The sequence below is a fragment of the Streptomyces sp. NBC_01176 genome (assembly GCF_045039825.1).
Taxonomy (GTDB): Bacteria; Actinomycetota; Actinomycetes; order Streptomycetales; family Streptomycetaceae; genus Streptomyces.
This window is the reverse complement of sequence record NZ_CP108600.1, coordinates 9862100-9885759: the sequence shown is the minus strand read 5'-3', so window position 1 is coordinate 9885759 and position 23660 is coordinate 9862100. Positions and strand designations below refer to the sequence as shown.

Genomic DNA, 23660 nt, shown 5'->3' with positions numbered 1-23660 from the left:
GTCTGCCGGATGCGGCCCGGCGTGGGGGCCGGTCATGCCCATGCTCCCGCGACGGCGCGGTGTCCGCTCCCTGACGGTACGGTGCGGGACGCCGAGGGGCTGCCGCCCCCGGACCCCGCATCGGCCTGAACGGCCTCGTCCTCGAACGCCGGACGGGCTGGAGATGCGAGCCCCGCGCTGGTGGGTCGCCCTCGAAGGCTGACGCCCAGGGTCATGCATTTCAGCCCGTCCGGCGTTCGAGGACGAGCCCTTCGGGCGAGCGGGGGTCTGGGGGCGGCAGCCCCCAGGGGCGTTGGTGCACCGCCGCGTGCCGGTGCCGGTGGTGTGCGCGGTCGGCGCGCCGCGGGCTGCGCGGGCAGGTCGAAGACGTGTCCCGGTGGGACGCTCCTCGTGACCGCCTCGCCGAAGAGCGTGCGGGGTGCGGCGCCGTCGTGACTGATGTCGGTGTTCAGGAACGCGACCAGGGTGGCCTGCGCCGACGGCAGGTGGACGGTCAGTGACTCGTAGCCCGGCAGGGAGCCGTTGGACGGGAGGGCCGGGGGCCGTCGGGCGGTACGCCCCCCGGGCGGCACCGGCAACCGGGAGCAACCGGGCAGCGGCGTGTTCGGCCGCGGACGTGGCGGTGCGGTTCAGAGGCCGGGCGAGGGCTCCGCGGCGAGGGTGCGGTCGGCGTCGGGGAGCCAGGAGTCCGGCGGCCGTTCGAGCCAGTTCCCGGCCGAGCCGAGGGCTTGAGCGGCGTCGGCCAGCGCTCTCACTCCCGGGTGGCGAAGGCCGCGGCGCCAGACCAGGGAGACGGGCGAAAGAGGCACCGGGTCGGTCAGGGGACGCAGGGCCATCTCCGGAACGTCCGAGAAGTCGACGTTGGCCAGCACCGACCAGCCCTGCTTGCGCATGACCCGCCGGAACTCGGCCTCGCCCTCGATCTTCGGGAAGGGCGGTGCCAGGTCGACACCGCGGCCCGCGAACAGGGCGCGCGCGTAGTCCGTCCACTCGGTGGTGTCCTCGTTGCCCGCGGCGGCGTACACGGTTTCGCCGGCCAGCGCGGCCAGCGGCACCCGCGGCAGGGCGGCCAGCGGGTGCTCCGGGGGCAGGTGCACCGCCAGTCGGTCATAGCGGATCAGCCGGTGTTCCAGACCGGCGCGGACAGCCGCCGGCAGCCCGGCGACGCGGCCGAAGGAGACGTCGAGCCGGCCGGCCGCCATCTCGGCCGCCGCCCGCGTCAGGCCACTGTGGAACCGGGAGACGAACTCCAGGCCGGGAGCCGCCTCCCTGGCCGCTGCCAGGACACGTGGCCCGGTGGAGCCGTGGAGCGCGACGTCGACGATCAGAGGGCGGGCGTTCCCCTCGGCCGGGATCTGCTCCAGTTCCCGGCCCAGCTGTTCCTGGGCGGCCAGAACATGCCGCACGACGGGCAGCAGCCGCTGCCCCTCGCGGGTCAGGGCCACATGCCGGGTGTCCCGCTCGAACAGGGCCCTGCCCCACACCCGTTCCAGGTGCCGGATGTCCCGGCTGAGCGCCTGCTGCGCGACGAACAGCCGGGCGGCGGCCCGGGTGAAGTGCAGCTCCTCGGCGACGGCCACGAAGGCACGCAGCAGCCTGGGGTTGATGTCATGACGCACGCCCCCATTCTCACCACGGGCGTTGCGGGGTCACGGGCTGGGGCACAGGGTCAGGTGGCGGCGGGTGGGCGGCCTGGGGCCGGGTGTCGCAGCGGGGGCCGCCGCAGCGGGAGCGGTGCGGCGGGCGGCCGGGTGGGGGCCGGCGGGCTGCGGGCGCTCCTCGCGGACGACGGCCTGCAGGGCGTGGCCGAAGCGGGTGATGTCGTCGGGGGTGCTGCCGTGGTGGAGGGATGCGCGCAGGGCGGTGCCCGCGGGGTGGTCCAGGAGCGGGATCTCCTGCGCGACCGTCTTCCACAAGACGACGCCGCGGGCCGCGAGTTGCCGGCGCACGAGCGCGGCGGGCAGTTCCCGGTGACGGAAGGCGAGGATGCCGGACTGGACCAGGCCCGGCGTGATCAGTTCGGCGCCGGGTGTCTCCTCGACCGCGGCGCGCAGGGCGGGCAGCAGCCGCAGTCCGTCGTGTCCGGCGGGCCCGGTGAGGGTCGCCGCGTGGTGGGCCAGGGCGGCGTTGAGGCCCGCGACGGCCGCGTTCTGCGGCGGGGCGCGGTGTGCGGCGGCCTCCTCGAACGTGTCCCGCAACCGGGGTGCCAGGTAGGCGAATCCGACGTCGTGGGGTCCGCGCAGGAACCTCCAGCCGTCGCCGGTCAGCAGATGGCATCCGATACGGGCGGCGTCCACGGGGAGCTGGCCGGCGGCGTAGGAGGCGTCGACGGCGTACAGGCACCGGTGCGGGGCGAGGATCCGCCCGATGGTCTCGACCGGGTTGACGATGCCGCGGCCGGAGGGGACGTGGACGACCGAGACGAGGGCGACGTCGTCGTCGATGTGCCGGGCCATCCATTCCAGGTCCAGGTCTCCGTCCTCACGCAGCGGGACGACCTCGAGCCGGCAGCGGGTGCGGTCGCGCAGGGCGTACAGGGCCGTCAGGTTGGCCACTCCCTCGTAGGGGGTCGTCCAGATCCGGTCGCCGCGGCCGGGGCCGAGGTGGCGGACCAGCGCGTCGAAGGCGGTCGCCGCGTCCGTGACGACGGCGGTGTCGGCGGCCGGGACGCCGAGCAGGGCGCCGAGACGGTCGTGGATCTCGGTGCGCAGGACGTGTTCGAGGTGTTCCTCGAGTTCGTGCGGCCCGTAACGGTCCTCACGGGCCGCGCAGTCGGCGACGAGTGCGCGTACGGCGGCGGGCATACGGCCCCAGCCCGCCGTGTCCAGATGGACCGTCCGCCCGGCCGGGCCGCCCGCCGTGTTCCGGTCGTCCCGGCCGCTGCGGCTGTCGCGGTCCGTGCGGTCACTCCGGTCCGTGCGGCCCGTACGGTCTGTGCGGTCTGTGCGGTCGCTTGTGGGCGTGCAGTCCCTTCGGTCCTTCTGATCCGTGGATGACGGCGTCGCGTTCATTTCCGGGGCCTCCCCCCGCTGTCGGGGCCATCGGCTGCCAGGACGCGGGGGCCGCTGTGCGCGAACCCCACGAGCAAGCATTGCCAACGTGCTTGGCAATATGTTGCCTAGCGGGGGGTCGTGGTGGCAACGTCGGCTCCGGCGGCGCTCTAGTGAAGGGGCCGCGAAAGGGCCGCGAAAGCGCTGTTCACCCCTTCGGAACCGGGCCCGACCAGGCCCGGAAACAGGGCCGTTGACAAACTTTGCCAGGCATCCGTGCAGGCAGGTCCCCCTCTCTCGTCGGTCTCCAGCTCATCTCCAGCGAATGCCGAGCGGATCCCGAGTTCGCGTTGCCAAGCTTCTTGGCAAGAAGTTACCAACGCAGATTCGCTTCATTGCCACGGAGGAGCCGTCATGAAGAACCTCGCCCGCATCGCCGTCACCACCGCCGCCGTCGCCTCCGCCGTCCTCACCGTCGGCGGCGTCAGCAGCGCCGCGCAGAGCATCGGCCGGCCGCAGTCGGCGGGCACCACGGTCTCCTCCGCCATCGGGTGGCCGGCCGCCGCCGTCACCTACGCCGACAACACCGACATCGGCTGGCCCAAGACGGCGACCGTCGCGGCCGACTCCGCGGACAACACCGACATCGGCTGGCCCAAGGCGGTCACCGTCGCGGCCGACGACACCAACATCGGCTGGCCCAAGGCCACCTACGCCACCGCCACGGGCGACATCGGCTGGCCCAAGGCGGACACCGTCGCGGCCGACGACACCAACATCGGCTGGCCCAAGGCGGACACCGTCGCGGCCGTCTGACGGGCACGGATGCCGTATCCGACCACAGGTCCGCCGCAACCCGGCGCACCCACCGAGCCCACCGAACCAACCGAGTCTTGAGGCCCCCGCCGGCAGCGCCGTGGCGGGGGCTTCGGTCGTGTGCCGGGCGATCGCGGCGGCCGGCCTGAGCAGGCGTCCACGGCGGCTCGAGCGGGATCCGGCACGGTGCTGCTCGGAGCACCGCTCCCCCTCTCCCGTGTCCGGAAGGAAGTCGCCCGATGGCCCACGTACCGTGGAACGCGAAATTCGAGGACGTACTGCGCCAGGGCCTGCCGGGGCTCGGCAAGGACAAGGAGCCCGCGGCCGACGTTCCGATGGAGGCCTACGGGCTGGACTCGATGGCACTCATCGGCATCGTCGGCGCACTGGAGTCGGCGTTCCGGGTCAGTCTGGCCGGCCAGGTCGTCATCCCCGTGCACACCCTGACCGCCGGTCAGCTGTGGGGCATCCTCTCCGCCGCGCTGCAGCCGGCCTGGGACGAGAGCCGGCCCTCGGCAGCCGGTCGGCGTACACGGGACCTGGGTCCCTGGGCCGTCGCCTGACCGTTGCCGCACACCCCGGCGCCGGCCGCAGCACCACTCCCCCGGACACTCCCGAGGACATGTGCGGCGGCCCCTTCGACAGCACTTCCGCCCTCGACAGCGTCCCGGCGCCGGTGACGGTGCCGGGAACAGCCGGGAACAGCCGGAATACCAGGCCCCCGCCGGTCACAGTGCCGTGGCGGGGGCCTCCCGTACGCCGGTCATGTTCGGTGCCACGCCCCAGGCGCTCAGGTCGCGGTGCCGCTCCAGCCAGCCGCAGGCCAGGTCCACGAGGTCGGCGACCGGGCACAACAGGGCGCGGGCGGCGGCGAGGGGGCCCTCCCGGACCAGACCGGCGCGGGCGGCCCGGTCGCCGATGCGCGCGTAGTCACCCTCGTACATGACGAGTTGGTCGCTGCCCTGCCAGACGGTGGCCCCGTCGTGTCCCGCGCGGGGCACCCGCATGCGGTGGACGCGGCGCCCCGGGTAGGGGGTGAGGTGTTCGGCCAGGTGCAGGACGGTGCACTTGTCCCAGCCCACCCCGATCAGCAGGACCTTCGCGGCCGCACCGCCCAGCGCGCTCAGCGGGCTGCGCGCGCCCAGGCCGTAGGGCAGCGGGTGGGCGGCGAGCAGGGCGGGCGCGGCGGGGCCGGAGGCGGCCAGCGAGTAGAGCGGGTGCGTGGAGCGGTGGACGCCGGGCAGGGTCCGTACGAACTCGGGGAAGCGGCCAAGGCGTGGCTGGACGGGGTGCACGTCCGGGTCGAACGGGGGCAGGGACGCCCTGATGTGGGGCCACCACGTGGGGGGCACGGGCCGCTGGACCCAGGTCGCCGGGTCGGTCAGGTAGGTGGTGAAGGCGGGCACCACGAGGGTTCCCGACGCCCCGACGGCCTCCCGCAGGGCCCGCAGGAGGGCGACGGGCCCGCCCACCGTCCAGCCCAGGGCGCTCAGCGAGGTGTGGACCATGACGACGTCACCGCGCTCGACGCCCAGGGCCCGCAGGTCCCGGGCCAGTTCGCGGCCGTCGTAGGGGCCGGGGGTGCGGGCATCGGCGGCGGGGTGCAGCATCCGTGCCTCCGGTATCTGCGGTGTCTTTGACCTCTTCGGTCTCTTCGGGGTCAGTCCAGGGCGGGCTGGTCCGCGGTGGGCCGGGGTGCCGGCGCTTCGGCGGCTGAGGCGGCAGCGGCGGCAGCGGCGGCGGCGCGTACGGCGGGCTGGACGAGGAGGGCCGCGGCGGTGAACAGGACCGCGGCCGCCGTCCAGCCGAGCCCGGAGCCGTGGCCGATGAACGCGGTCAGGATCAGCGGGCCGAGGATCGACTGCAGGCCGTGGTGGAGCTGGAAGGCGCCGAGGTACTCGCCGCGCCGGTCCTCGGGGGCCAGGCCGATGCCGATGCCGAAGGACCCGGCCGCGTGCCACAGTTCGGCGCCGGTCATCACCACGAAGGCGGCGCACACCAGGAACCCGGCGGTGAGGGTGTCGAGATGGCCGGTGGGGATCAGGAGCAGGCAGGACGCGGCCCCGGCGAGGCCCGCGCGGCGGGCGAGGCGGGCGGCGCCGGGCAGGTCGTCGCTGCCCCTGGCCGCCCGGACCTGGAGCAGTACGCACAGCACGGTGTTGAGTCCGATGAGCAGGGGGGTGAGCACGGTGGGCAGACCGGTGCCGACGACGATCCACAGCGGGATGGCCACCGCCAGCACGGAGTCGTGCAGCGACAGCGCCGCGTTGACCGCGACGACCCGCAGGAACGGCCCGTCGCGCAGCGCCGTGAAGCGTCCCGCGGCGGGCGGGGCGGGGCGGGCGGCGGCCGCGGGCAGCCGGTGCACCAGCAGGCCCGCCACCAGGAACGTGACGCCGTTGGCGAGCGGGATGACCTGGAGGGCGCCACGGGTGCCGACGGCGAGCAGGACCGCGGCGGCCAGGGTGCCCAGGCCCATGCTGGCGTTGCCGACGGAGCGGATGGCGGCGCGCGCGTTCACCCGGTCCTGGCCGGGGGCGAGTTCGGCGATCAGGGACATGAAGGAGGGGCCGGTGCCGAACTGCAGGGCGCCCACCGCCACCGCCAGGACGACGAACTGCCAGGCCGCGTGCACGGCGGGCAGTGCGAGGTAGCCGCAGCCCAGCCCGATCAGCAGCCAGGTCAGCAGCGGGCGTGCCCCGGTGCGGTCGGCGACCATGCCGAACAGCACCGAGGCCAGCAGCCCGGTCAGTCCGGCGGCGGACAGCGCCATGCCGATCTGGGCCGGGCTCAGGCCGGTGACCTGGGTGAGGTAGACCGCGGAGCCGGACATGTACAGGCCCACGCCGATGCCGTCGATGCCGTGCAGGACGGCGAGCTGCCGTGCGGGGCCTTGCAGACTGGCCGGGAACAGGGGCATGCGCGCTCTCCGCTCGGTCGTACGGCTACGGCTACGGCTACAGCTGCAGCTACGGGGTCGGGGTCGGGCGGTGGAAGGTCAGGGGGCGGGCGGGCCGAGGGGGCGCAGGACGGAGTAGAGGAGCTGGTCGTGCCAGGTGCCGGCGCGCCACTGGGCGCGGCGGACCCGGCCCTCCAGTGCGAAGCCGGCCTTCTCGGCGGCGCGTTGTTCGGCGAGGTTGCCGGCGTCGGTGCACACCTGGACGCGTTCGGCCCGGGTGTGGGTGAAGAGGTAGTCCACGAGCAGGCGCTGCGCCTGGGTTCCGATGCCCTGGCCGCGGTGGGCGGCGAACAGGCCGATCGCGATCTCCCAGCAGGCGGAGGTCTCCACGCGTCCCCACGCGCGGCGGAACCACTCGACGCGTCCGGCGAGGGTGTCGTCGACGGTGACGGACAGCATGTTCTCGTCACCGCCGAGCAGGCCTCGCTCGTCGAGCAGTCGGCGCAGCCGCAGGGTCGGCGTGTGCCCGAACCACTGGTAGGGGCCCGGTCCGTCGGGCCCGGCGAACTCCGTGTCGAACCGGTCGAGGTCCGCGGAGGTCACCGGGCGCAGCACGGTCGCCGGGCGCAGCACCGGTCTCATCCGAGGTGCCCGGCCTTGAGGCGTACGGCCTGTTTGAGCACCTGGGTCCCGTCCGCCGCGTCGAGGGTGCGGGTGAGCAGGGCGCGCAGCCGGGTGAGGCGTTCGGCCAGGGACAGTTCGTGGTGGTGCCGGGTGAGGGCCTCGAACTCGGGCAGGCCGAGGAGTTCGGCGAGGAGGACGTTGGCGAGGTCCTGGGGGGTGGGTTCCTCGATGGTGACGGCGATGTGGAGGGAGGTGCCGATGCGGGCGGTGGCGGAGTGCGGGGTGCCGTGCGGCATGTAGAGCACGTCGCCGGGGCGCAGGGTGACCTCCATGCGCCGGTCGTACGGGATGACGCCGCCGGTGTAGCGGTCGGAGTCGCTGGTCGAGGTCTCGTCGAGCCGGCCCACCACCCAGTCCTTGACGCCGGCGATCTGCAGGACGAGGACGTGGGAGCCGTCCATGTGGGCGGCGATGGCGGTCTTGCCGGGTGGGCTGAGGAAGACGAACGACTCGAGTTCGGCGCGGAATTCGGGTGCCAGTGCCTGGACGAGGGCGCGCAGGCGGGGGTGCCAGTGTTCGGGCTGGCTGAACTTGAAGGTGCCGCCGGCGGCGAAGTCCGCCTTGATCTGGGCGGGGTTGATGTAGCCGGGGACGTGGTGGCCGACGATGGTGCGTGAGCGTGTCATCTCGGAGACGGCGGTGCGCACGCCTTCGTCGAAGGCGGTGAAGTAGGGGCGGATCAGCAGCCCGCAGTCCACCTCCTCCCACATCTCCTGCTCGGTGATCAGGCCGGTCAGGTCGGCCGAGGCGCGGAAGACGGCGGGCTGGGTGGCCCAGTGGTCGCGGAAGAACGCGTCGGTGTCGCCGACCAGGTCCTTGAGGGTGATCCGGGTGGCCGGGGCGTCCGGTGCGGACGAAGTGGTCTGTGCGGCCCGGGTGTTGGGGGTGCTGGTGGCGTCGGGGGTGTGCTGGCTCTTCTGGGTGGTGGTCATCCTGTCACCTCCCGCATGGCGGTGAGGGCGGCGTGGGCCCAGGTGTCGTCGTCGAGGTGGCGGGTGTGCGCGAGCAGGGCGGTGCGGACCTGCTCGGTGCGCTGTTCGAGGGTGGTGGTGTGGAAGCGGTGGGCCAGGTCGGAGTCCGCGTCCAGGAGGTGGCGGCCGAGTGCTTCGAGGAGGTCGTCGGGGGTGGGTTCGGTGAGGGTGAAGGTGAGGTGGAGGGAGTCGCCGTCGCGGGCGATGGCGTCGTGGGGCCAGCCGTGCGGCAGGTAGAGCACGTCACCGGGTTCCAGGACGAAGGTGTGGGTGGGGTGGGCGGCGTCGACGTCGAGGCCCGCGTCGGCACGGACCTGCTGCGAGCCGGCGTACAGCTGCCATTCCTTGCGGCCTTCGAGCTGGAGGGCCACGACGTGGGAGGCGTCGCGGTGCGGGAGCATGCCGCGGCTCTCGGGCGGGGTCCAGAAGACGTAGGAGGCCACCGCGACCGGGGCGGCGGCCTGGAGCTGTTCGACGACGGTGCGGGTGGGGCGGTGCCAGTCGGAGAGCTGGTTGAGCTTGAGGGTGCCGCCGGCCGACATCAGCCGGCGGACGGCCGCGGCGTCGGGGAAGCCGGGTCGCTGGTGCCCGATGACGTCCCGGGAGCGGGTGTAGGCGCTTTCCGGCGGTACGGCTCCGTGGCGCAGCACCGAGAAGTAGGGCCAGCGCAGCAGGCTGGCGTCCAGCTTCTGTTCGATGAAGGCGGAGGAGAGGTGGTCGGCGGGATCGACCGCGCCGCGGAGGATCCTGAATTCCTTGTTCCATGCGTCGGCGAAGATTCCCTCGCCGCGCAGAGTGTCCACGAGCGACGTGTTCAACCCGACCCCCAGGGCTCTGGTGTCTTCGGTGTCCGGGCGCCGGCCGGAGCGCTCGGCTGAGTGCGGGCGTTCCGGCCGGGCAGAGCCGTCTGGCGTGTCAGGCGTTGGAGATCTGGTTCATGATCGTCTTCGGGGAGTCGAAGGCGTCCTCCTCCTCGGCGCTGATGTTCGTCTGCGCCAGCTCCTCCGGGTTCTCGGAGTTGTCGATCGCGTTCTTCGTGTCGCGGATACCCATGTCAGCCTCCACAGGCGGCGGGGTTCTCACCGCGGTGGTGCGGTGAGCTGCCCTGGAGCATGCCAGCGGGGCCTCGCGCGGTCCTTGACCGCGCTCGGGTGCGACGGTCGAGCCCCGCCGGGGCGGGCGGGGCGGGGGCGGGGCGTTGGCGAACGGGGGCCGGTGAGCGGCGAGTTGAGGGGAGGGGGTTCGCGGGGGCGGGACTGCGGATCGGGGATCCCGGGCGGAGCAGTGACGAACAGGGGCCGGTGAGCGGTGGGTTGAGGGGAGGGGGCACGCAGGGAGGGGGGTCTGCGGGTCGGGGATCGCGGGCGGGGCGGTGAGCGAACGGAGGCCGGTGGACACGGAGTTGCGGGGCGAGGGTTCGCATGGGCGAGGCCGCGGGTCACGGACCGGTCCGTCGGCGAACAGAGGCTGGTGGAAACCGAGTTCACGGGTGGGGGTTCGCGGGAGCGGGGCCGCGGATCGGGGGATCGCGGGCCGGTCCGTGGGCGAACGGAGGTTGGTGGACGTCGAGTTGAGGGGCGGGGGCGCGCGGGGAGTCAGGGGCCGCGGATCGGGGATCCAGGGCCGGTCCGTGGGCGAACGGAGGCTGGTGGACGCCGAGTTGACGGGCGGAGGTTCGGGAGCGGGGTCGGGGATCGCGCGGCTTGCGGCGTCATGGCCGTGTGGACGCACCGTGCCGGGGGCTGCCGCAGAATTGCACGAGAACGGCTCGAGACGGGGCCCGGACCGGGGGCGATGACGGAAAGCACCCGGTGCGGCCGACACGATGCGGCCGCTGCCGGTGTGCGGTGGGCACGGTCACGCGCCTCCTTGCGTTGCCCGGGTCCGTTCCCCGGCGGCGGCCCGGAGGCGTGCGGCGACGCGCGGTGCCCCCTGGGTCAGAGCGTCTGCGTGGGCATCTCGAACCACATGGTCTTGCCGGTGGCCGTACGGGTGCTGCCCCAGCTCTCGGTGAGCAGATCGAGCAGTTCGGTACCGCGTCCGCCCTCCGCGTCGGCGTCGACGAAGCGGCGTACGGGGCCGGTGGGGTCGGTGTCCTCCACTTCGCACCGCAGGTGGGAGCCGCGTGCGTACAGGTTGAGCCGCAGCGGGCCGCGCGTGTGCCGCAGGGCGTTGGTGACCAGCTCGCTGACCAGGAGTTCCGCGGTGTCGGCCAGGTCCTCCAGATCCCATTCGCTCAGCTGGGCGGTCGCCAGGCGCCGGGCCCGGCGGACCGAGGTCAGCTCCCTCGGCAGGGGCCAGGAGGCGTCCCAGGCAGTGGCCCGGGCGCGCGGCGCGTCGAGCGGCCGCAGGGGCTCCAGGGAGCGCGACCACAGGGCCTGGCTCCGGGTGATCCACGAGGAGGTGGGTGCGCCCTTCTCGGACCGGTCCTCGTCCTGAGCGTGGTCCGCGGCAGCCTTCCGCCCGGGCCCCTCCGTCCGACCGCGGGAGAACCAGGCGAGGCACCCCCGTCGTGAGATCGAGGCGAGGTCGATGGCCCAGGCGGCCATGGGAATCAGTCCCTTCCGTACTGCCGGCGACGATGACCGTCGGGAACGGCGGAGGTCCGACGTCCGGGGCGGCCTGCGCCAGGTCCCACATTCACATTCACGTAGCGGTCGCTACGCCAATAAATATACATGTAGCGAGTGCTACGGTAAATACCTGGACGAAGATTAATGAATCGGACATGCTGGGTTCGTTCGGCCCCGCATCACTGCAGGTAGGAGCCCTTCATGTCACGGCCGCCCGACCCGGCCAAACGACGCGACCTCCTGGAGCAGGTCCGCAAATACATGATCGACAACGGTGTGGCCGACCTGTCCCTGCGCCCGCTCGCCCGGGCCCTGGGGACCAGCGACCGCATGCTCCTGTACTACTTCGGGACCAAGGAACGCATGATCGCCGAGGCGCTCACCGTGTACGAGAGGCGACCGCTCCTGCGCGCCCGGAGCCTGCTCGACCCCGCCGGCTCCCCCCGGGACGCGGCGGGGGTGCGCCGCTTCATGGAGGAGACCTGGCAGCAGTTCAGCAACCCCGACCTGCGCGCCACACTCCCCCTCTATCTCGAGGTCATGGCCGCCGGCCTGCTCCACCCCGAGCGGTACGGGCCCGTCATGCGCGACGTGCTGAGCGGGTGGACCGGCCTGCTCACCTCCGTCTTCCGCGACCTGGGCATGGCCGAGGCCCGGGCCGGGACGGAGGCCTCCCTCCTGGTCGACGCCTCCTTCGGCCTGCTCCTCGCACCCCTGACCGACGGCGACTGGGACCGGGCCGGCGCGGCCTTCCACACCCTCCTCGACCGCCTCGAAGCCGGCTGGCGGGACGTCTAGGCGGTCACCGGAGAGGGTCCGCCGCCCCGCTCCGCCTCGCGGCCCGGGACGGGACGCACGCGGGCAGTGCCGTGGGCGGCGGCGCCCGGTCACCGGCGCGTGCCGCGCGGGCAGTACACATCGGCCGACGGGGGGCGGGGGAGGCATGTCGCCGCCCGGACGCCTGAGGCACTGCGCCACCTGTCACTGAGCACCGTGCCGGCCCATGAGCACCGGCCCGGCCGAGCGGTCCGGATCAAGGCCGGTCCAGATGACGGTCCTGGTCCGGCCGGGCACAGGGGCCCTTGCCGCCGGGCCCGCCAACCGCCCCCGCCCAAGCGCCCGTCGGCCGTCGCCCGCGGCTCCAGCGGTGCTCCAGCGGTGCGAGACGCACTCTCAAGATCCTGTTGCCAACATCTTGGCAAGGTTTTGCCAAGGCGGAGTCGTCCGTCCTTCCGAGCCGCTGTCGAAGGAGCGAGCCCGTATGTCACTCTCCGGCCTGATCGAGCAGCACGTCCGTACGCGGCCCGAGGCGACCGCCGTCACCTACCCCTCGGCCGGCGGCCGCGACGTCTCGCTGACCTACCGGGAGCTGAGCGGGGCCGCCAACCGTCTCGCCGCCCATCTGCGGGCGCTGGGGGTCGGTCCCGGGGACCGGGTGGTGACCGCGCTCGGGCCGGGCCCGGGTCTGGTGACCGCCTTCCTGGCCGTGGTGCGGGCCGGTGCGGCGTACGTGCCGGTGGACCCGGCCCATCCGGGCCTGCGCCGCCGGCTGATCGTGCGGGACAGCGCGGCCCGCGCCGTGCTGACCGAGGGGGCCGGGGCCGGGGAGTACGCGGGACTGGACGCGGTGGCCGTCGACCTGGACGCGGACGCCGCCCTGATCGCGGCCCGGCCCGGGAGCCTGCCGGCCGTGCGGCCGGGGCCCGAGGACGCGGCCTACGTCTGCTACACCTCCGGGACCACCGGCACCCCCAAGGGCGTCGTCGTCCCGCACCGCGCCGTCCTGGACCTCGTCGCCTCCACCGACTACGTGCGTCTGACACCGGACGACGTGGTCGCCCAGGCCGCCAACCCCGCCTTCGACGCGGTCACCTTCGAGATCTGGTCCGCTCTCGCCGCCGGTGCCCGTCTGGTCGGGCTGGCCAAGGACACCGTCATCGATCCGGCCCGCTTCGCCGCCGCGGTCCGCGAGCACGGCGTGAGCACCGTCTTCCTGACCACCGCGCTGTTCCACCAGATCGCCCGCGAGCGGCCCGACGCCTTCGCCCCGCTGCGCACCGTCCTGTTCGGCGGCGAGGCCTGCGACCCGCGCCGGGTACGGCAGGTCCTGGCGGCGGGCGGGCCCGAGCGGCTGCTGCACGTGTACGGGCCCACCGAGACCACCACGTTCGCCACCTGGCACGAGGTGACCGCGGTCGCGAAGGACGCGCGGACCGTGCCGATCGGACGGCCGCTGGGTGCCACCGTCGCCGTCGTGGTGGCCGCGGACGGCCGGCCGGCCGCGCCGGGCGGCAGCGGTGAACTCCTGCTGGGCGGGCCGGGACTGGCCACCGGCTACCTGGACCGGCCCGAGCTGACCGCGCAGCGGTTCGTCGAGGACCGCTTCACCCCCGGCGGGGGCCGGCTGTACCGCACGGGCGACCTGGTGCGGCTGCGCGAGGACGGGGCGATGGAGTTCACCGGCCGGGTCGACAACCAGATCAAGCTGCGCGGCTTCCGCATCGAGCTCGGCGAGATCGAGTCCGTGCTGACCGCGCATCCGGCGGTGTCCGAGGCGGTCGTGTCGGTGCACACCACCGCTGACAACAACGACCACAACGACGGCAACGACGGCAACGGCGCGGGCGGGGAGCGGCGTCTGGTGGCGCACGTGGTGCCGGCCGCGCACCGGGCCGCGGCGCGGGAGAGCGAGCAGCTCACCGAGTGGAAGGAGATCTACGAGACGCTCTACGACGACGCCGCCGGGGCCGCGTACGGGGAGAACTTCGCGGGCTGGAACAGCAGTTACGACGCCCGGCCCATCCCGCTGGAGCAGATGCGGCAGTGGCGGGCGGCGACGGTGGAGCGCATCCGTGAGCTCGGCGGGCGGCGCATCCTGGAGATCGGTGTCGGCACCGGTCTGCTCATGGCGCAGCTGGCCGGCGCGCCGGAGTGCGAGGAGTACTGGGCGACCGACTTCTCCGCCTCCGTCATCGAGGCGCTGCGCGCGCAGACCGGGGCGGACGAGCGGCTGCGCGGCAAGGTGCGGCTGAGCTGCCGGGGCGCCGACGACCTGGACGGCCTGCCGGCCGGGCACTTCGACACCGTCGTCGTCAACTCGGTGGTCCAGTACTTTCCCCATCTCGCCTATCTGCGTTCCGTCGTCGAGGGTGTGCTGCCGCTGCTCGCGCCCGGCGGCTCGGTCCTCCTGGGTGATGTGCGCAACCTCGACCTGGCGTCCTGCCTGCAGACCGGGGTCGAACTCGCCGCCCGCGCCGGGCAGCCGGAGCCGGGCGACGGCGCGGACGTGTGGCGCGCGGTCGAGCAGCGGGGGGCGCTGGAGACCGAACTGCTGCTGTCTCCGGACCTGTTCGCCGCCTGGGCGCGTGAACTGCCCGCCGTGCGCGCGGTGGACGTGCGGGTCAAGCGCGGCGGCGCGCACAACGAACTGACCCGTTACCGCTACGAGGCGGTGCTGTCCACCGCCGCTCCCGTCCTGGACCTCTCCCCCGCCTCCCGTGTGGTGTGGGGCCGTGACGCCGCCTCCCCGGCCGGTGTGGAGGCGTACCTGCGTGCGCGGCGGCCCGCCGCCGTGCGGCTGGCCGGGGTGCCCAACCGGCGGGTGCACGGCGAGTGGACGGCGATGCGCGCCCTGCGGGACGGCACGGCGGGCCCGGCCGGCGCGGTGGCCCTTCTGTCCGACGGCGGGAGCGCGCCCGACCCGGAGGAGCTGTGCGCGGCCGGGGAACGCGCCGGCTACCGGGCCCTGCCGACCTGGTCGGCCGAGGAGGGCCGGCTCCTGGACATCGTCTTCGTCGACCCCGTACAGGTGCCCGCCGGTCCCCTGACCGGTGTGTACGCGGGCCCCGAGGTGCCCGCCGAGGCCTGCGCCAACACGCCGACCGCGTTCGGAAGCACCGTCGACACCGAGGTCGTCCTGCGGGCCTATCTGCAGGAGCAGTTGCCGGACTACATGATCCCGTCGGCGCTGATGACCCTCGCGGCGCTGCCGCTGAACGCCAACGGCAAGGTGGACCGTGCCGCGCTGCCCGTGCCCGCGTTCAGCGCCGACCGGCCCGGCACGCCGCCCGGCACCCCGCTGCAGGAGATCGTCCGTGATCTGTTCGCCGAGGTGATCGGTGTGCCGCGGCGCACCGTCCACGCCGATTCCGACTTCTTCCGGATCGGCGGGCACTCGCTGGCCGCGGCCCGGCTGCTGGCCCGGGCGCGGGCGGTGCTGGGCGCCGATCCGGGCAGCCGTGCCCTGTACGAGGCGCCCACTCCCGCGCTGTTCGCCGCTCTCGCCGGTGACCGGCCGGCCGCTGCCACCGGTCCGGGCCGGGCCTGCGCCGGGGAGGGCTGCGCGGTGCTGCCGCTGCGACTGCGCGGTGCGCTGAGCGTACGGGCGCTGGAGGAGGCGCTCGGAGACCTCGGGCGGCGTCACGAGGCGCTGCGCAACAGCCGGCTGGGGTCGGCGGGCACCCGGCTGCGTACCCTGGCCGCCGACGACCATCTGCTGGAGCTCACGGTGCCCGCCGGCCTGGTCGACCTGTGGTCGCACACCCCGCTGGCCGCCGAACTCGCCCTGGCCTACGGGGCGCGGGCCACCGGTGACGCCCCGCACCGGGACGGCGGCGTGCCGGAGGCGGCTCCCCGGGCGGCGGCCGGTGATCTTTCGCCCACGGTGCTGCCGGGCAGCGGGCCGTCCCCGGCCGGCGGCCGGGACGGCGGCCGGCTCGACCTCGACTGGGACGCGGGCCTGCACGAGCGGCTGGTCCGGCTGGCCGCCGAGCAGGGCACCACCCTGTTCATGGTGGTGCACGCGGCGCTCGCGGCCCTGCTCGCCCGGCTCGGCGCGGGAGACGTCATCACCCTGGCCGCGCCGGTGCCGGCCCGCGACAGCGCCGCCCTGCGCCGCGCCGTGGGACCCTACGGGCGGGTGCTGGCGCTGTCCGTGGACACCTCCGGCGACCCGGCCTTCACCGACCTGCTGCGGCGGGTGCGCACCGCCGACCTGGCCGCCTACCGCTCCGGCGGCGCGGCCCTGGCCCGGCCCGGCGGCATCGCCCTGAGCGTCCTGGCGGAGAGCTGCGGCGAGTACGAGGCGGCCGGGCTCACCGTGCAGGCGGCCCCGCCGCAGCTCCCGGCGCAGGACGCCGACCTCGGCCTGACCCTGACCGAACGCCACACCCCCGCCGGTGCGCCGGCCGGCATCACCGTCAGCGCCGCCTTCGATCACGAGAGCGTCGGTGAGACGGCCGCCGCCCATCTGACCGGCCTGCTGACCGCGCTGCTCGAGGCCGCTCTGGACGCTCCCGCCACCGTCCTGAGCAGGCTGCGCACCGCGCCCGAATCCCTCGCCGGCGGTACGCGGCGGTGGGCGGGGCCGGCGCTGGAGCTGCCCGAAGAGGGGGTCGCCGCCCTGTTCGCCGCGCAGGCCGCCCGGGCCCCCGGCGCACCGGCCCTGGCAGGTATGGACTACGCCGAACTGGACGCCCGTTCCGACCTGCTCGCCCACGCCCTGCTCGCCCACCGGGCCGGCCCCGGCACCGCGGTGGCCACCGCGATCGCCTCACCGACCGGCTTCGCGGTCGCCGTCCTCGCCATCGCCAAGACCGGCGCGGCCTGCCTGCCCCTCGACCCGGCCCGCGCCCTGCCCGCCTCCGCCCGGCCCGCCGTACTGCTCCTCGACGAGGCCGCCGACCGCGCTCTGCCGCCCGTACCCGAAGCCGCCCGCCTGGTCCGCGACCCGGCCGCCGACCTGCTGCCCGCCATCCCCGCCCGGCCCGTCCGCCCACCGCACCCCGCGCACCCCGCGCACCCGGTGGTCCTGGCCCCCGCCACACCGGACACCACCGGCACGCCGGACACCACCACTACGGCGGACGTGGCCGCGGCGGCGGGCCCGCTGGTGGAGATCGGCTCCGAGGCCGTCGCCGCCGCCACCCTCGCCCCGGCCGCCGACGCGGCCTGGCTGAGCGCCGGTTACCCGGACGCGGACACCGCCCTCGGCCTGCTCGCCGCCCTCGTCCGCGGCGCCCGTGTCCATCTGCCCGCCGGCCCCCTGGAGGGTGCCGCACCCGCCGCCGTCCTGGACTGGCTGCGCGGCTGCGGCGCGAGCGTGCTGCTGGGCGCCGCGGGCGAGGCGCTCCTGGCCCGCGCCGCCGCCGAGCACCTCACCCTGAGCGTGCCCGGCGGCTGGCCGGAGGGCCGGCTGCGGATCGAACACACCCCCGCCGGGCCCCGGCCCGCCCCGGGCCACCGCGCCTACGTCCTGGACGCGCAGCTGCGGCCCGCCGCGGCCGGCCGCACCGGAAGCCTCTACATCGCGGGCGCCGGCGTCGCCCACGGCTACGCCGGCCGGCCCGCCGCCACCGGCGAGCGTTTCCTGCCCGACCCGCTGGCCGGCCCCGGCGAGCAGACCGCCCTCATGTGGCGCACCGGCCGGGCCGCCCGCATCGACGCCGACGGCCGGCTGACCGTGCTGGGCCCGCCCCCGGCCGACGACCCCTTCGCCGACGAGTACGGCACCTTCGTCGTCCTGTCCGACGCCCGCGACCGCCACGCCCTGTGGCCGGCCTCCGTACCCGCCCCCGAGGGCTGGCACGAGACCCACGCCGAGGACCTGTACGAGCTGTGCCTGGACCACCTGCAGACCACCCGCTGACCCGGCCCCGCGCCCGTCGGCGCCCACCGCACCGGCATTCGCACCCGCACCCGCACCCTCTCCTGTAGCCGTAAGGGACCCGCCATGACCGTCATCGCCCCCGCCCGCCCCACGAGTTCCGCCCGCCCGGCCGCCGCCGCGGGGCCCCTGCCCGCCCCGGAGCCGGCCGGCGACCCCCGCCACCACGTGCTCGACCTGACCGCCCGCGAGGCCCGCGCGGCGCACGCCCTGGCCGCGTCCTGCGCGCGGACGTTCAAGGCCGCCGACGACCCCCGGTTCGTCGACGAGGCCCCGGTGATCGCCCACGAACTGCCGCTCGCGGTGCGCCGCCACCTCAACTCCGCCCGCCGCGACGAGAACACCCACGCCACCCTGGTCCGCGGCCACCTCGTCGACCAGGCGGCCCTGGGGCCCACCCCCGGCCACTGGAGCGCGGCCGACACCGAGGCGAGCCAGGTCCACGGCTGCCTGCTGGTGCTGTACGCGGCGCTGCTCGGCGACATCACCGGCTGGGCCACCCAGCAGGCCGGCCGGCTGGTGACCGACGTTCTGCCCAGCAAGGGCTACGAACACAGCCTCGTCTCCGCCTCCAGCGAACTGGAACTGGCCTGGCACACCGAGGACGCCTTCTCCCCCCACCGGGCGGACTGGGTGGGCCTGTTCGCGCTCCGCAACCCGGGCCGGGTGCCCACCACCGTGGCCCACGTCGACGTGCGCCAGGTGCCCGCGGACGTGCGCGAGGTGCTGGCCCGGCCCCGGTTCGCCGCCCTGCCCGACACCTCCCACGAGTTCGCCGCCGACACTCCCCCGGCCGAGCCGGTCGCCGTCCTGTCGGGCCACCGCGACCTGCCGGTGCTCCGCATCGACCGGGACTTCTTCACCGCGCTGCCCGGCGACCGGGAGGCCGAACGGGCCCTGGCCTGGCTGGTGGCGCACCTGGACGCCAACCTCACCGACGTGCTGGTGCCCACCGGCGCCGTCTGCTTCCTCGACAACCGCAACGTGGTGCACGGACGGCGCCCCTTCAGCGCCGGCTTCGACGGATCCGACCGCTGGCTCAAACGCGTCAACCTCGTCCGCGACCTGCGGCGCACCCGGCCCGGCCGCCTCGACGGCGCCACCCGGGTCATCGGCTGACACCCCCGCCCGCACGGCCCCGCCCCCCGCCCGCCCCGCCGGCCCGCCCGACCTCTGGAGACCGCCATGCCCAGCACGCCCTCCCGTCCCGCCGTCCTGCTCGTCGAAAGCCGCCGGGCCACCTTCACCGACAGCGTCCTGGCCCGCGACGACGTGGACGTCGTCCTGCTGCGCTTCGACTCCGTGCCGCTGAGCGAGGACTACCTCCGGCGCACCGCGCACCTGCCCACGTTCACCCTGCGCACCGCCGCCCCCCTGCACGAGGAGGCCGCCCGCTACCTGCGCTGGATGAAGGGCACCCGGGGCCTGCCCCGGCCGCGGTTCTTCTGCAACCCCAACGAGGCGCTGCAGGAGCGCGCCCAGCGCTTCGCCGCCCTCGTCGACCTGCCGCACCTGACGCCCCGGCAGGTCGCCTGGGTGCGCAACAAGAAGACCATGAAGGACCGCTACGCCGAGCTCGGCATCCCGCACGCCGCCTACCGCGCCGTGCACAGCCTCGACGACGTCGCCGCGTTCGGCGACACCCACGGCTGGCCGGTCGTCCTCAAGCCCGTCGACTCCGACTCCTGCCTGCACACCTACCGCGTCGACTCCCCCGCCGCCCTCGCCGCGATCCCGCCGCTCGACCCCGGCCTGGACTGGATGGCCGAAGAGTTCGTCCGCGGCCGCGAGTTCCAGCTGTGCGCCGTCGTCGCCCGCGGCCGGGTCGTGGACGCCTACCTGTCGAAGAACCCCCGCCCGATCCTGGAGGTCCTCGACGGCGCGATCAACGCCAACATCACCTACGCGCCCGGCGAACACCTTCCCGTCGACGCGCGGGCCCTGGCCCAGCGGCTCACCGACGGCCTGGACCTGCCCTTCGGCTACCTGCACGGCGAGTTCTTCCTCACCGACGACGGCTCCTTCCGCATGAGCGAGGTCGCCGCCCGCCTCAGCGGCTGCGAAGTCCCCGTGAACCACTCCCTCGCCTACGGCTTCGACTTCCTGCACGTCATCCTCGACACCTACCTCGACCGGGTCCCGCACCCCGTCTACACCCGCGACCGGGCCGTCGGCGACCTGCTCCTGCCCACCCGGCCCGGCCGCGTCGTCCACATCAGCTCCGAGGAGGAACTGCTGCGGCTGCCCGGCGTGATCGGCGCCCACCTGGACGCCGCCCCCGGCGACGTCCTCGACCCGCCCCGCGCCTCCCACGCCTCCACCGGCTACGTCCACGTCGAGGGCGCCACCGCCGACGAGGTCGAACAGCGCATGCACGCCGTCCTCGACCACTTCGAGCTGAAGGTGGACCACCCGTGAACGCCGTGAGCACCCCCACCGCCCCGGCCGTCATGAGCACTTCAGCCGCCGTGAACACCCCCGCCGTCACGAGCCCCGCGAACACCCCGGCCGCCACAAGGACTTCGGCCACCGCGGACACCGGCCCCGGTACCGGGCGGCCGCCGCTGTTCGCCCCGTACACCTCGCTCGGCGACTACACGCGGGCCGTGGCCGGCGGCCGGGGCCCCCTGCCGGTGTTCACCGGCCCCCGCACGGACCTGCTGGACGGCATCGCCCTGGCCGAAGAGGTCTACAGCGGCCTGCGCACCCCCGAACCCTGCGACACCGGCGTCGTGGCCGGCGGCCCGCTGCCCGCCGCGCTGAACGCGCTGATCCGCCCGCTGGCCCGCCACTGGGTGGACGACCCCCACGACCTGCCGGACACCGGATCCGTGCTGCTGGTCGGCACATACGCCCACCTGCGCGCCGACGCCGTGCAGCACACCCTCGACGCCGCCCACGCCACCGGGCGCCCCCTGTCCCTGCTGACCGGCCGCGACGTGCACAGCCTCAGCTGGATGGCGGCCAAGCAGTACGCCCGCGTCACCGCGAACGCCCCGGTGGGTGTCCTGTCCGAACTCGACACCGCCGCCCCCGCACCGCAGGCCGACGTATGGCTCGGCGCCGGCGACGTCCACCGCCTCGACGTCCAGCAGATCGCGCTGGGCCGGGTGTGGCGGCGGGTCCTCTTCCACGGCAACGGCAAGGACGACCAGCTCAACCTCGGCCAGTTCACCCTGTGCGGAGCGAGCCCCGCCGCGGCCGCACCCGCAGGGCCCGGTCCCCGCTGCGCCTACGGCCTGGGCTGCACCAAACCGCAGGACAAACTCATCCCCGCCCGCGGCATCCGGGCCGCCGAACTGGTACTGGCCAACTGCTTCAGCGGCGCCCTCGCCGGCCACGCGATGTACGACCCGAAATACCTCATCCTCCTCAACGCGCTCGACGGGCCCGCGCAGACCGTCGTCGCCACCCTCACCGCCTGCGACGGACAGCGCCCCGAGAACCTGGCCTGGCTCACCGCCACCACGGCCGCCGGCAGCGCGGCCCTCGCCATGAACCGGCAACTGCGCGACATCAACCCCTACCCCGCGTTCGTCCAGGCCGGCCTGCAGTCCTCCGGCCTCGAACCGTCCCACCCCCACCCCCACTCCCCCGCCGGCACCGACGCCTTCGGACCCTCCGATTCCCCCAGCCCCCTCAACTCCACCGGCTCCACCGGCTCTTCCGGGTTCGCGGAACCCTCCGGCCCGGACCCGGCGGTCTCGGCGGACACGGCGGGCGGCGCCCGGGACGGGGCCGTGGACACGCACGCGGACACGCACGCGGACACGCACGCGGACGGGACCGGGAGCGGGGAGGAAGGCCCGGCTGCCCCGTACCCGCCGCTGCACCGGCTCGGCGCCCGCCTGTCGGGCCTGCTCGACAGCGGGCTGCTGGGCCCCGACTACCCCCTGCGCCCCCGGCTGCGGGCGCTGGCGGACACCGTGCTGCGCGACGCGGTGCGCACCGTGGCCCGGTCCGCACCGGACGCCGGCCCGGCACTGGCCGCGATCGCCGCCGAGACCAAGTCCCTCGACCTCGCACTGGCCCACCGCTTCGCCAAGCACCACGACGACCCCGCCCTCGCCTTCCCCACCTACTTCGGCGAGCGCAGCACCGCCGCAGCGCCCGTCGCGCTCGACACCCCGTGCGCCTGCGGCCGGCCGCTGCGCTCCTACCGCCGCCACGGCCGGGTACCGGCGATCGCCGACACCGTCCAGACGGTGTGCGCGCGCTGCGGCGACGTCGCCAACGCCCACACCGGCGCCGTCGAACTGCACGTGAAGGCACCCGCCGAGGCCGCCGCGGGCGGCACCCTGCACGTGGTGGTGGAGGCGGTGGCACCCCGCGACGGCACCCTCAATCTGGGCATCGTGCTGCCGCTCTACCTCGACGCCCGGGTGGGCCCCGTGCTGCGCCGCGTCGAGGCGGTCGCCGGACAGCGCGCCCACGCCGAGTTCACCCTCGACCTGGCCCCCCGAGCCGCCCCGCAGGCCTACTACTTCTGCCCCTTCGCCGTACAGGACCTGGGCATGAGCGTCTCCCGGGTGCACTTCACCGTCCTGCCCCGTCCGTAGGGAGCCCGCCATGAACCCCGCCACCGCCGCGCCCGGGCACGCCCCGCGTCTGCGCGGTCCGCTCGGCCACCGCTCGTTCCGCCGGCTGGCCGCCGGACGGGCGCTGGTGTACTGCGCCAACGCGATGGCCCCCGTGGTCCTGGCCTTCGCCGTCCTCGACGCCTCCGGCTCGACCACCGCCCTGGGCCTGGTCGTCGGGGCACGCTCGGTGGCCAACGTGGCGCTGCTGCTGGCCGGCGGGGTCGTCGCCGACCGGATACGGCGCACCCTGGTCGTACGGGGTTCCGCGCTGGCCGCGTGCGGAGCGCAGACGGCGATCGCGCTGAGCGTCCTGCTGGGTCTCACCTCGCTTCCCCTGCTGACCGCGCTCAGCGTCCTCAACGGCGCGCTGGCCGCACTGTCGCTGCCCGCCTCCGCCGCCCTGACCCCGCAGACGGTGCCGGCCGGCCTGATCCGCCCGGCCGGTGCGCTGATGCGGATGGGCACCAACCTCGGCATGATCGCCGGTGTGTCGCTGGGCGGCGCGGTCGCGGCCGGATGCGGGGCCGGCTGGGGACTGGCCTGCAGCGCGGCGGCGTTCGGCGCGGCGGCCTGGTGCTTCCTGGGAGTGCGCACCGCGCCCGCCGACACGCCCGGCCCCCCGCCCGGCCGCACGCATCCGCTGCGGGAACTGCGGGCGGGCTGGCGGGAGTTCACCGCGCGCCGCTGGGTGTGGATCGTGGTGGGGCAGTTCATGGTGGTCAACGCCGTCGTCGCGGGCGGCATCCAGGTGCTGGGACCGGCCGTCGCCGATGCCACGTTCGGGCGCGGTGTGTGGGGCGCGGTGCTGGCCGCGCAGATGGCCGGGGCGCTGCTGGGCGGTGTCCTCGCCGCCCGCTCCCAGGCCCGGCGGATCCTGCTGGTGGGCGTGGCGGCGGTGGCGGTGGAGGCGCTGCCGCTGGTGGTGCTGGCCCAGGGCGGCGGGGCGCTGCTGCTGGGCGCGGCGATGTTCGCCAACGGCATCGCGCTGGAACAGTTCGGAGTGGCCTGGGACGTGTCGCTGCAGGAGAACGTTCCCGCCGACCGGCTGGCGCGCGTGTACTCCTACGACGCGCTGGGCTCGTTCGTGGCCCTGCCGGTGGGCGAGATGGCCGCGGGTCCGATCGCCGCGCACACCGGGACGAGCGGCGCGCTGCTGGGCGGGGCCGCGCTGGTGGTGTGCGCGACCGCGGCGGCGCTGTGCAGCGCCCAGGTGCGCTCGCTGACCGCCGCCCCGGTTGTGGCGCACTCCGCCGGGCCCGACCAGTCCCCCCAGTCCGCCCAGTCCGCCCAACCCGCCCGGTCCGCCTAGCCCGTTGGCCTCCTGGCCCGTTGGGCCGCCGGGCCCGTTGGTCCGCCTGGCCCGCGCGGGCCGCCGCACGGCCCGTGTCCGGACGTCGCGGGTGTGCGGTGCGGGAAGTCGTGGCCGCCGGTGTGCCGGCGGGCCGGGTGCGGGAAGGTGTGGGCCGTGCGGCGGTGCCCGACG

17 protein-coding genes are annotated in these 23660 nt (G+C 74.9%); 8 read left to right on the top strand and 9 right to left on the bottom strand.

What is annotated here, in order from left to right; genetic code table 11:
- Positions 1-629: 629 nt before the first annotated feature.
- Positions 630-1619: a LysR family transcriptional regulator gene (locus OG199_RS43030; RefSeq protein WP_405827225.1), complete on the bottom strand. Its 990-nt coding sequence runs from the start codon at positions 1617-1619 to the stop codon at positions 630-632.
- A gap of 30 nt (positions 1620-1649) precedes the next feature.
- The gene (locus tag OG199_RS43025) at positions 1650-3011 is read right to left on the bottom strand and encodes an aminotransferase class V-fold PLP-dependent enzyme (RefSeq protein ID WP_405827227.1); all 1362 of its coding nucleotides are present in this window, start codon (positions 3009-3011) and stop codon (positions 1650-1652) included.
- Between the two features lie 393 nt (positions 3012-3404).
- On the opposite strand from OG199_RS43025, the gene OG199_RS43020 reads away from it, so the two are divergent.
- Complete coding sequence (locus OG199_RS43020; protein WP_405827229.1) at positions 3405-3806, top strand: hypothetical protein; 402 nt, start codon at positions 3405-3407, stop codon at positions 3804-3806.
- A gap of 239 nt (positions 3807-4045) precedes the next feature.
- Complete coding sequence (locus OG199_RS43015) at positions 4046-4369, top strand: acyl carrier protein (RefSeq protein ID WP_351725100.1); 324 nt, start codon at positions 4046-4048, stop codon at positions 4367-4369.
- A 165-nt stretch (positions 4370-4534) separates the two neighbouring features.
- Here OG199_RS43015 and OG199_RS43010 read toward each other — a convergent pair whose 3' ends face one another.
- The 7 genes from OG199_RS43010 to OG199_RS42980 form a co-directional block, all read right to left on the bottom strand.
- A complete protein-coding gene (locus OG199_RS43010; protein ID WP_401808848.1) occupies positions 4535-5416 on the bottom strand; it encodes an aminoglycoside N(3)-acetyltransferase in 882 nt (293 codons plus the stop codon).
- A 50-nt stretch (positions 5417-5466) separates the two neighbouring features.
- Positions 5467-6726, bottom strand: a complete 1260-nt coding sequence (locus OG199_RS43005; protein ID WP_405827231.1) for an MFS transporter — start codon at positions 6724-6726, stop codon at positions 5467-5469.
- A 78-nt stretch (positions 6727-6804) separates the two neighbouring features.
- Positions 6805-7338, bottom strand: a complete 534-nt coding sequence (locus OG199_RS43000; protein WP_405827233.1) for a GNAT family N-acetyltransferase — start codon at positions 7336-7338, stop codon at positions 6805-6807.
- Between the two features lie 5 nt (positions 7339-7343).
- Entirely contained in the window at positions 7344-8321 is a 978-nt protein-coding gene (locus tag OG199_RS42995; RefSeq protein ID WP_401808843.1) for a JmjC domain-containing protein, read from the bottom strand.
- The gene (locus tag OG199_RS42990; RefSeq protein ID WP_401808840.1) at positions 8318-9163 is read right to left on the bottom strand and encodes a JmjC domain-containing protein; all 846 of its coding nucleotides are present in this window, start codon (positions 9161-9163) and stop codon (positions 8318-8320) included. Before OG199_RS42990 ends, OG199_RS42995 begins: the two co-directional genes overlap by 4 nt.
- Positions 9164-9275: 112 nt before the next feature.
- Positions 9276-9413: a hypothetical protein gene (locus tag OG199_RS42985; RefSeq protein ID WP_168500444.1), complete on the bottom strand. Its 138-nt coding sequence runs from the start codon at positions 9411-9413 to the stop codon at positions 9276-9278.
- A gap of 884 nt (positions 9414-10297) precedes the next feature.
- Positions 10298-10909 carry an ATP-binding protein gene (locus OG199_RS42980; protein ID WP_401808836.1) on the bottom strand — a complete coding sequence of 204 codons (612 nt, stop codon included), beginning with the start codon at positions 10907-10909 and terminating at the stop codon, positions 10298-10300.
- 225 nt (positions 10910-11134) lie between these two features.
- Between OG199_RS42980 and OG199_RS42975 the strand changes: the two genes are divergently transcribed.
- From OG199_RS42975 to OG199_RS42950, 6 genes are all read left to right on the top strand, one after another.
- Positions 11135-11731: a TetR family transcriptional regulator gene (locus OG199_RS42975; protein ID WP_405827237.1), complete on the top strand. Its 597-nt coding sequence runs from the start codon at positions 11135-11137 to the stop codon at positions 11729-11731.
- Between the two features lie 463 nt (positions 11732-12194).
- Complete coding sequence (locus OG199_RS42970; protein WP_405827239.1) at positions 12195-17579, top strand: amino acid adenylation domain-containing protein; 5385 nt, start codon at positions 12195-12197, stop codon at positions 17577-17579.
- Between the two features lie 84 nt (positions 17580-17663).
- A complete protein-coding gene (gene gntD / locus OG199_RS42965) occupies positions 17664-18716 on the top strand; it encodes a guanitoxin biosynthesis L-enduracididine beta-hydroxylase GntD (RefSeq protein ID WP_405827241.1) in 1053 nt (350 codons plus the stop codon).
- A gap of 66 nt (positions 18717-18782) precedes the next feature.
- On the top strand, positions 18783-20015 hold the full coding sequence (locus OG199_RS42960) for an ATP-dependent carboxylate-amine ligase (protein WP_356803255.1): 1233 nt from the start codon (positions 18783-18785) through the stop codon (positions 20013-20015).
- Positions 20012-22156, top strand: a complete 2145-nt coding sequence (locus tag OG199_RS42955) for a hypothetical protein (protein ID WP_405827243.1) — start codon at positions 20012-20014, stop codon at positions 22154-22156. The genes OG199_RS42960 and OG199_RS42955 overlap by 4 nt, the downstream gene beginning before the upstream one ends.
- Before the next feature lie 10 nt (positions 22157-22166).
- Entirely contained in the window at positions 22167-23486 is a 1320-nt protein-coding gene (locus tag OG199_RS42950; protein ID WP_405827245.1) for an MFS transporter, read from the top strand.
- Positions 23487-23660: the final 174 nt, after the last annotated feature.

Excerpts from the sequence above, each read along its gene's own strand:
- OG199_RS43010 (WP_401808848.1), bottom strand. The coding sequence starts at position 5,416 with ATGCTGCACCCCGCCGCCGATGCCCGCACCCCCGGCCCCTACGACGGC.
- OG199_RS42950 (WP_405827245.1), top strand. The coding sequence starts at position 22,167 with ATGAACCCCGCCACCGCCGCGCCCGGGCACGCCCCGCGTCTGCGCGGT.
- OG199_RS43015 (WP_351725100.1), top strand. The coding sequence starts at position 4,046 with ATGGCCCACGTACCGTGGAACGCGAAATTCGAGGACGTACTGCGCCAG.
- OG199_RS42970 (WP_405827239.1), top strand. The coding sequence starts at position 12,195 with ATGTCACTCTCCGGCCTGATCGAGCAGCACGTCCGTACGCGGCCCGAG.
- OG199_RS43020 (WP_405827229.1), top strand. The coding sequence starts at position 3,405 with ATGAAGAACCTCGCCCGCATCGCCGTCACCACCGCCGCCGTCGCCTCC.
- OG199_RS42960 (WP_356803255.1), top strand. The coding sequence starts at position 18,783 with ATGCCCAGCACGCCCTCCCGTCCCGCCGTCCTGCTCGTCGAAAGCCGC.
- OG199_RS42980 (WP_401808836.1), bottom strand. The coding sequence starts at position 10,909 with ATGGCCGCCTGGGCCATCGACCTCGCCTCGATCTCACGACGGGGGTGC.
- gntD (WP_405827241.1), top strand. The coding sequence starts at position 17,664 with ATGACCGTCATCGCCCCCGCCCGCCCCACGAGTTCCGCCCGCCCGGCC.
- OG199_RS43005 (WP_405827231.1), bottom strand. The coding sequence starts at position 6,726 with ATGCCCCTGTTCCCGGCCAGTCTGCAAGGCCCCGCACGGCAGCTCGCC.
- OG199_RS43025 (WP_405827227.1), bottom strand. The coding sequence starts at position 3,011 with ATGAACGCGACGCCGTCATCCACGGATCAGAAGGACCGAAGGGACTGC.
- OG199_RS42985 (WP_168500444.1), bottom strand. The coding sequence starts at position 9,413 with ATGGGTATCCGCGACACGAAGAACGCGATCGACAACTCCGAGAACCCG.
- OG199_RS42975 (WP_405827237.1), top strand. The coding sequence starts at position 11,135 with ATGTCACGGCCGCCCGACCCGGCCAAACGACGCGACCTCCTGGAGCAG.
- OG199_RS42995 (WP_401808843.1), bottom strand. The coding sequence starts at position 8,321 with ATGACCACCACCCAGAAGAGCCAGCACACCCCCGACGCCACCAGCACC.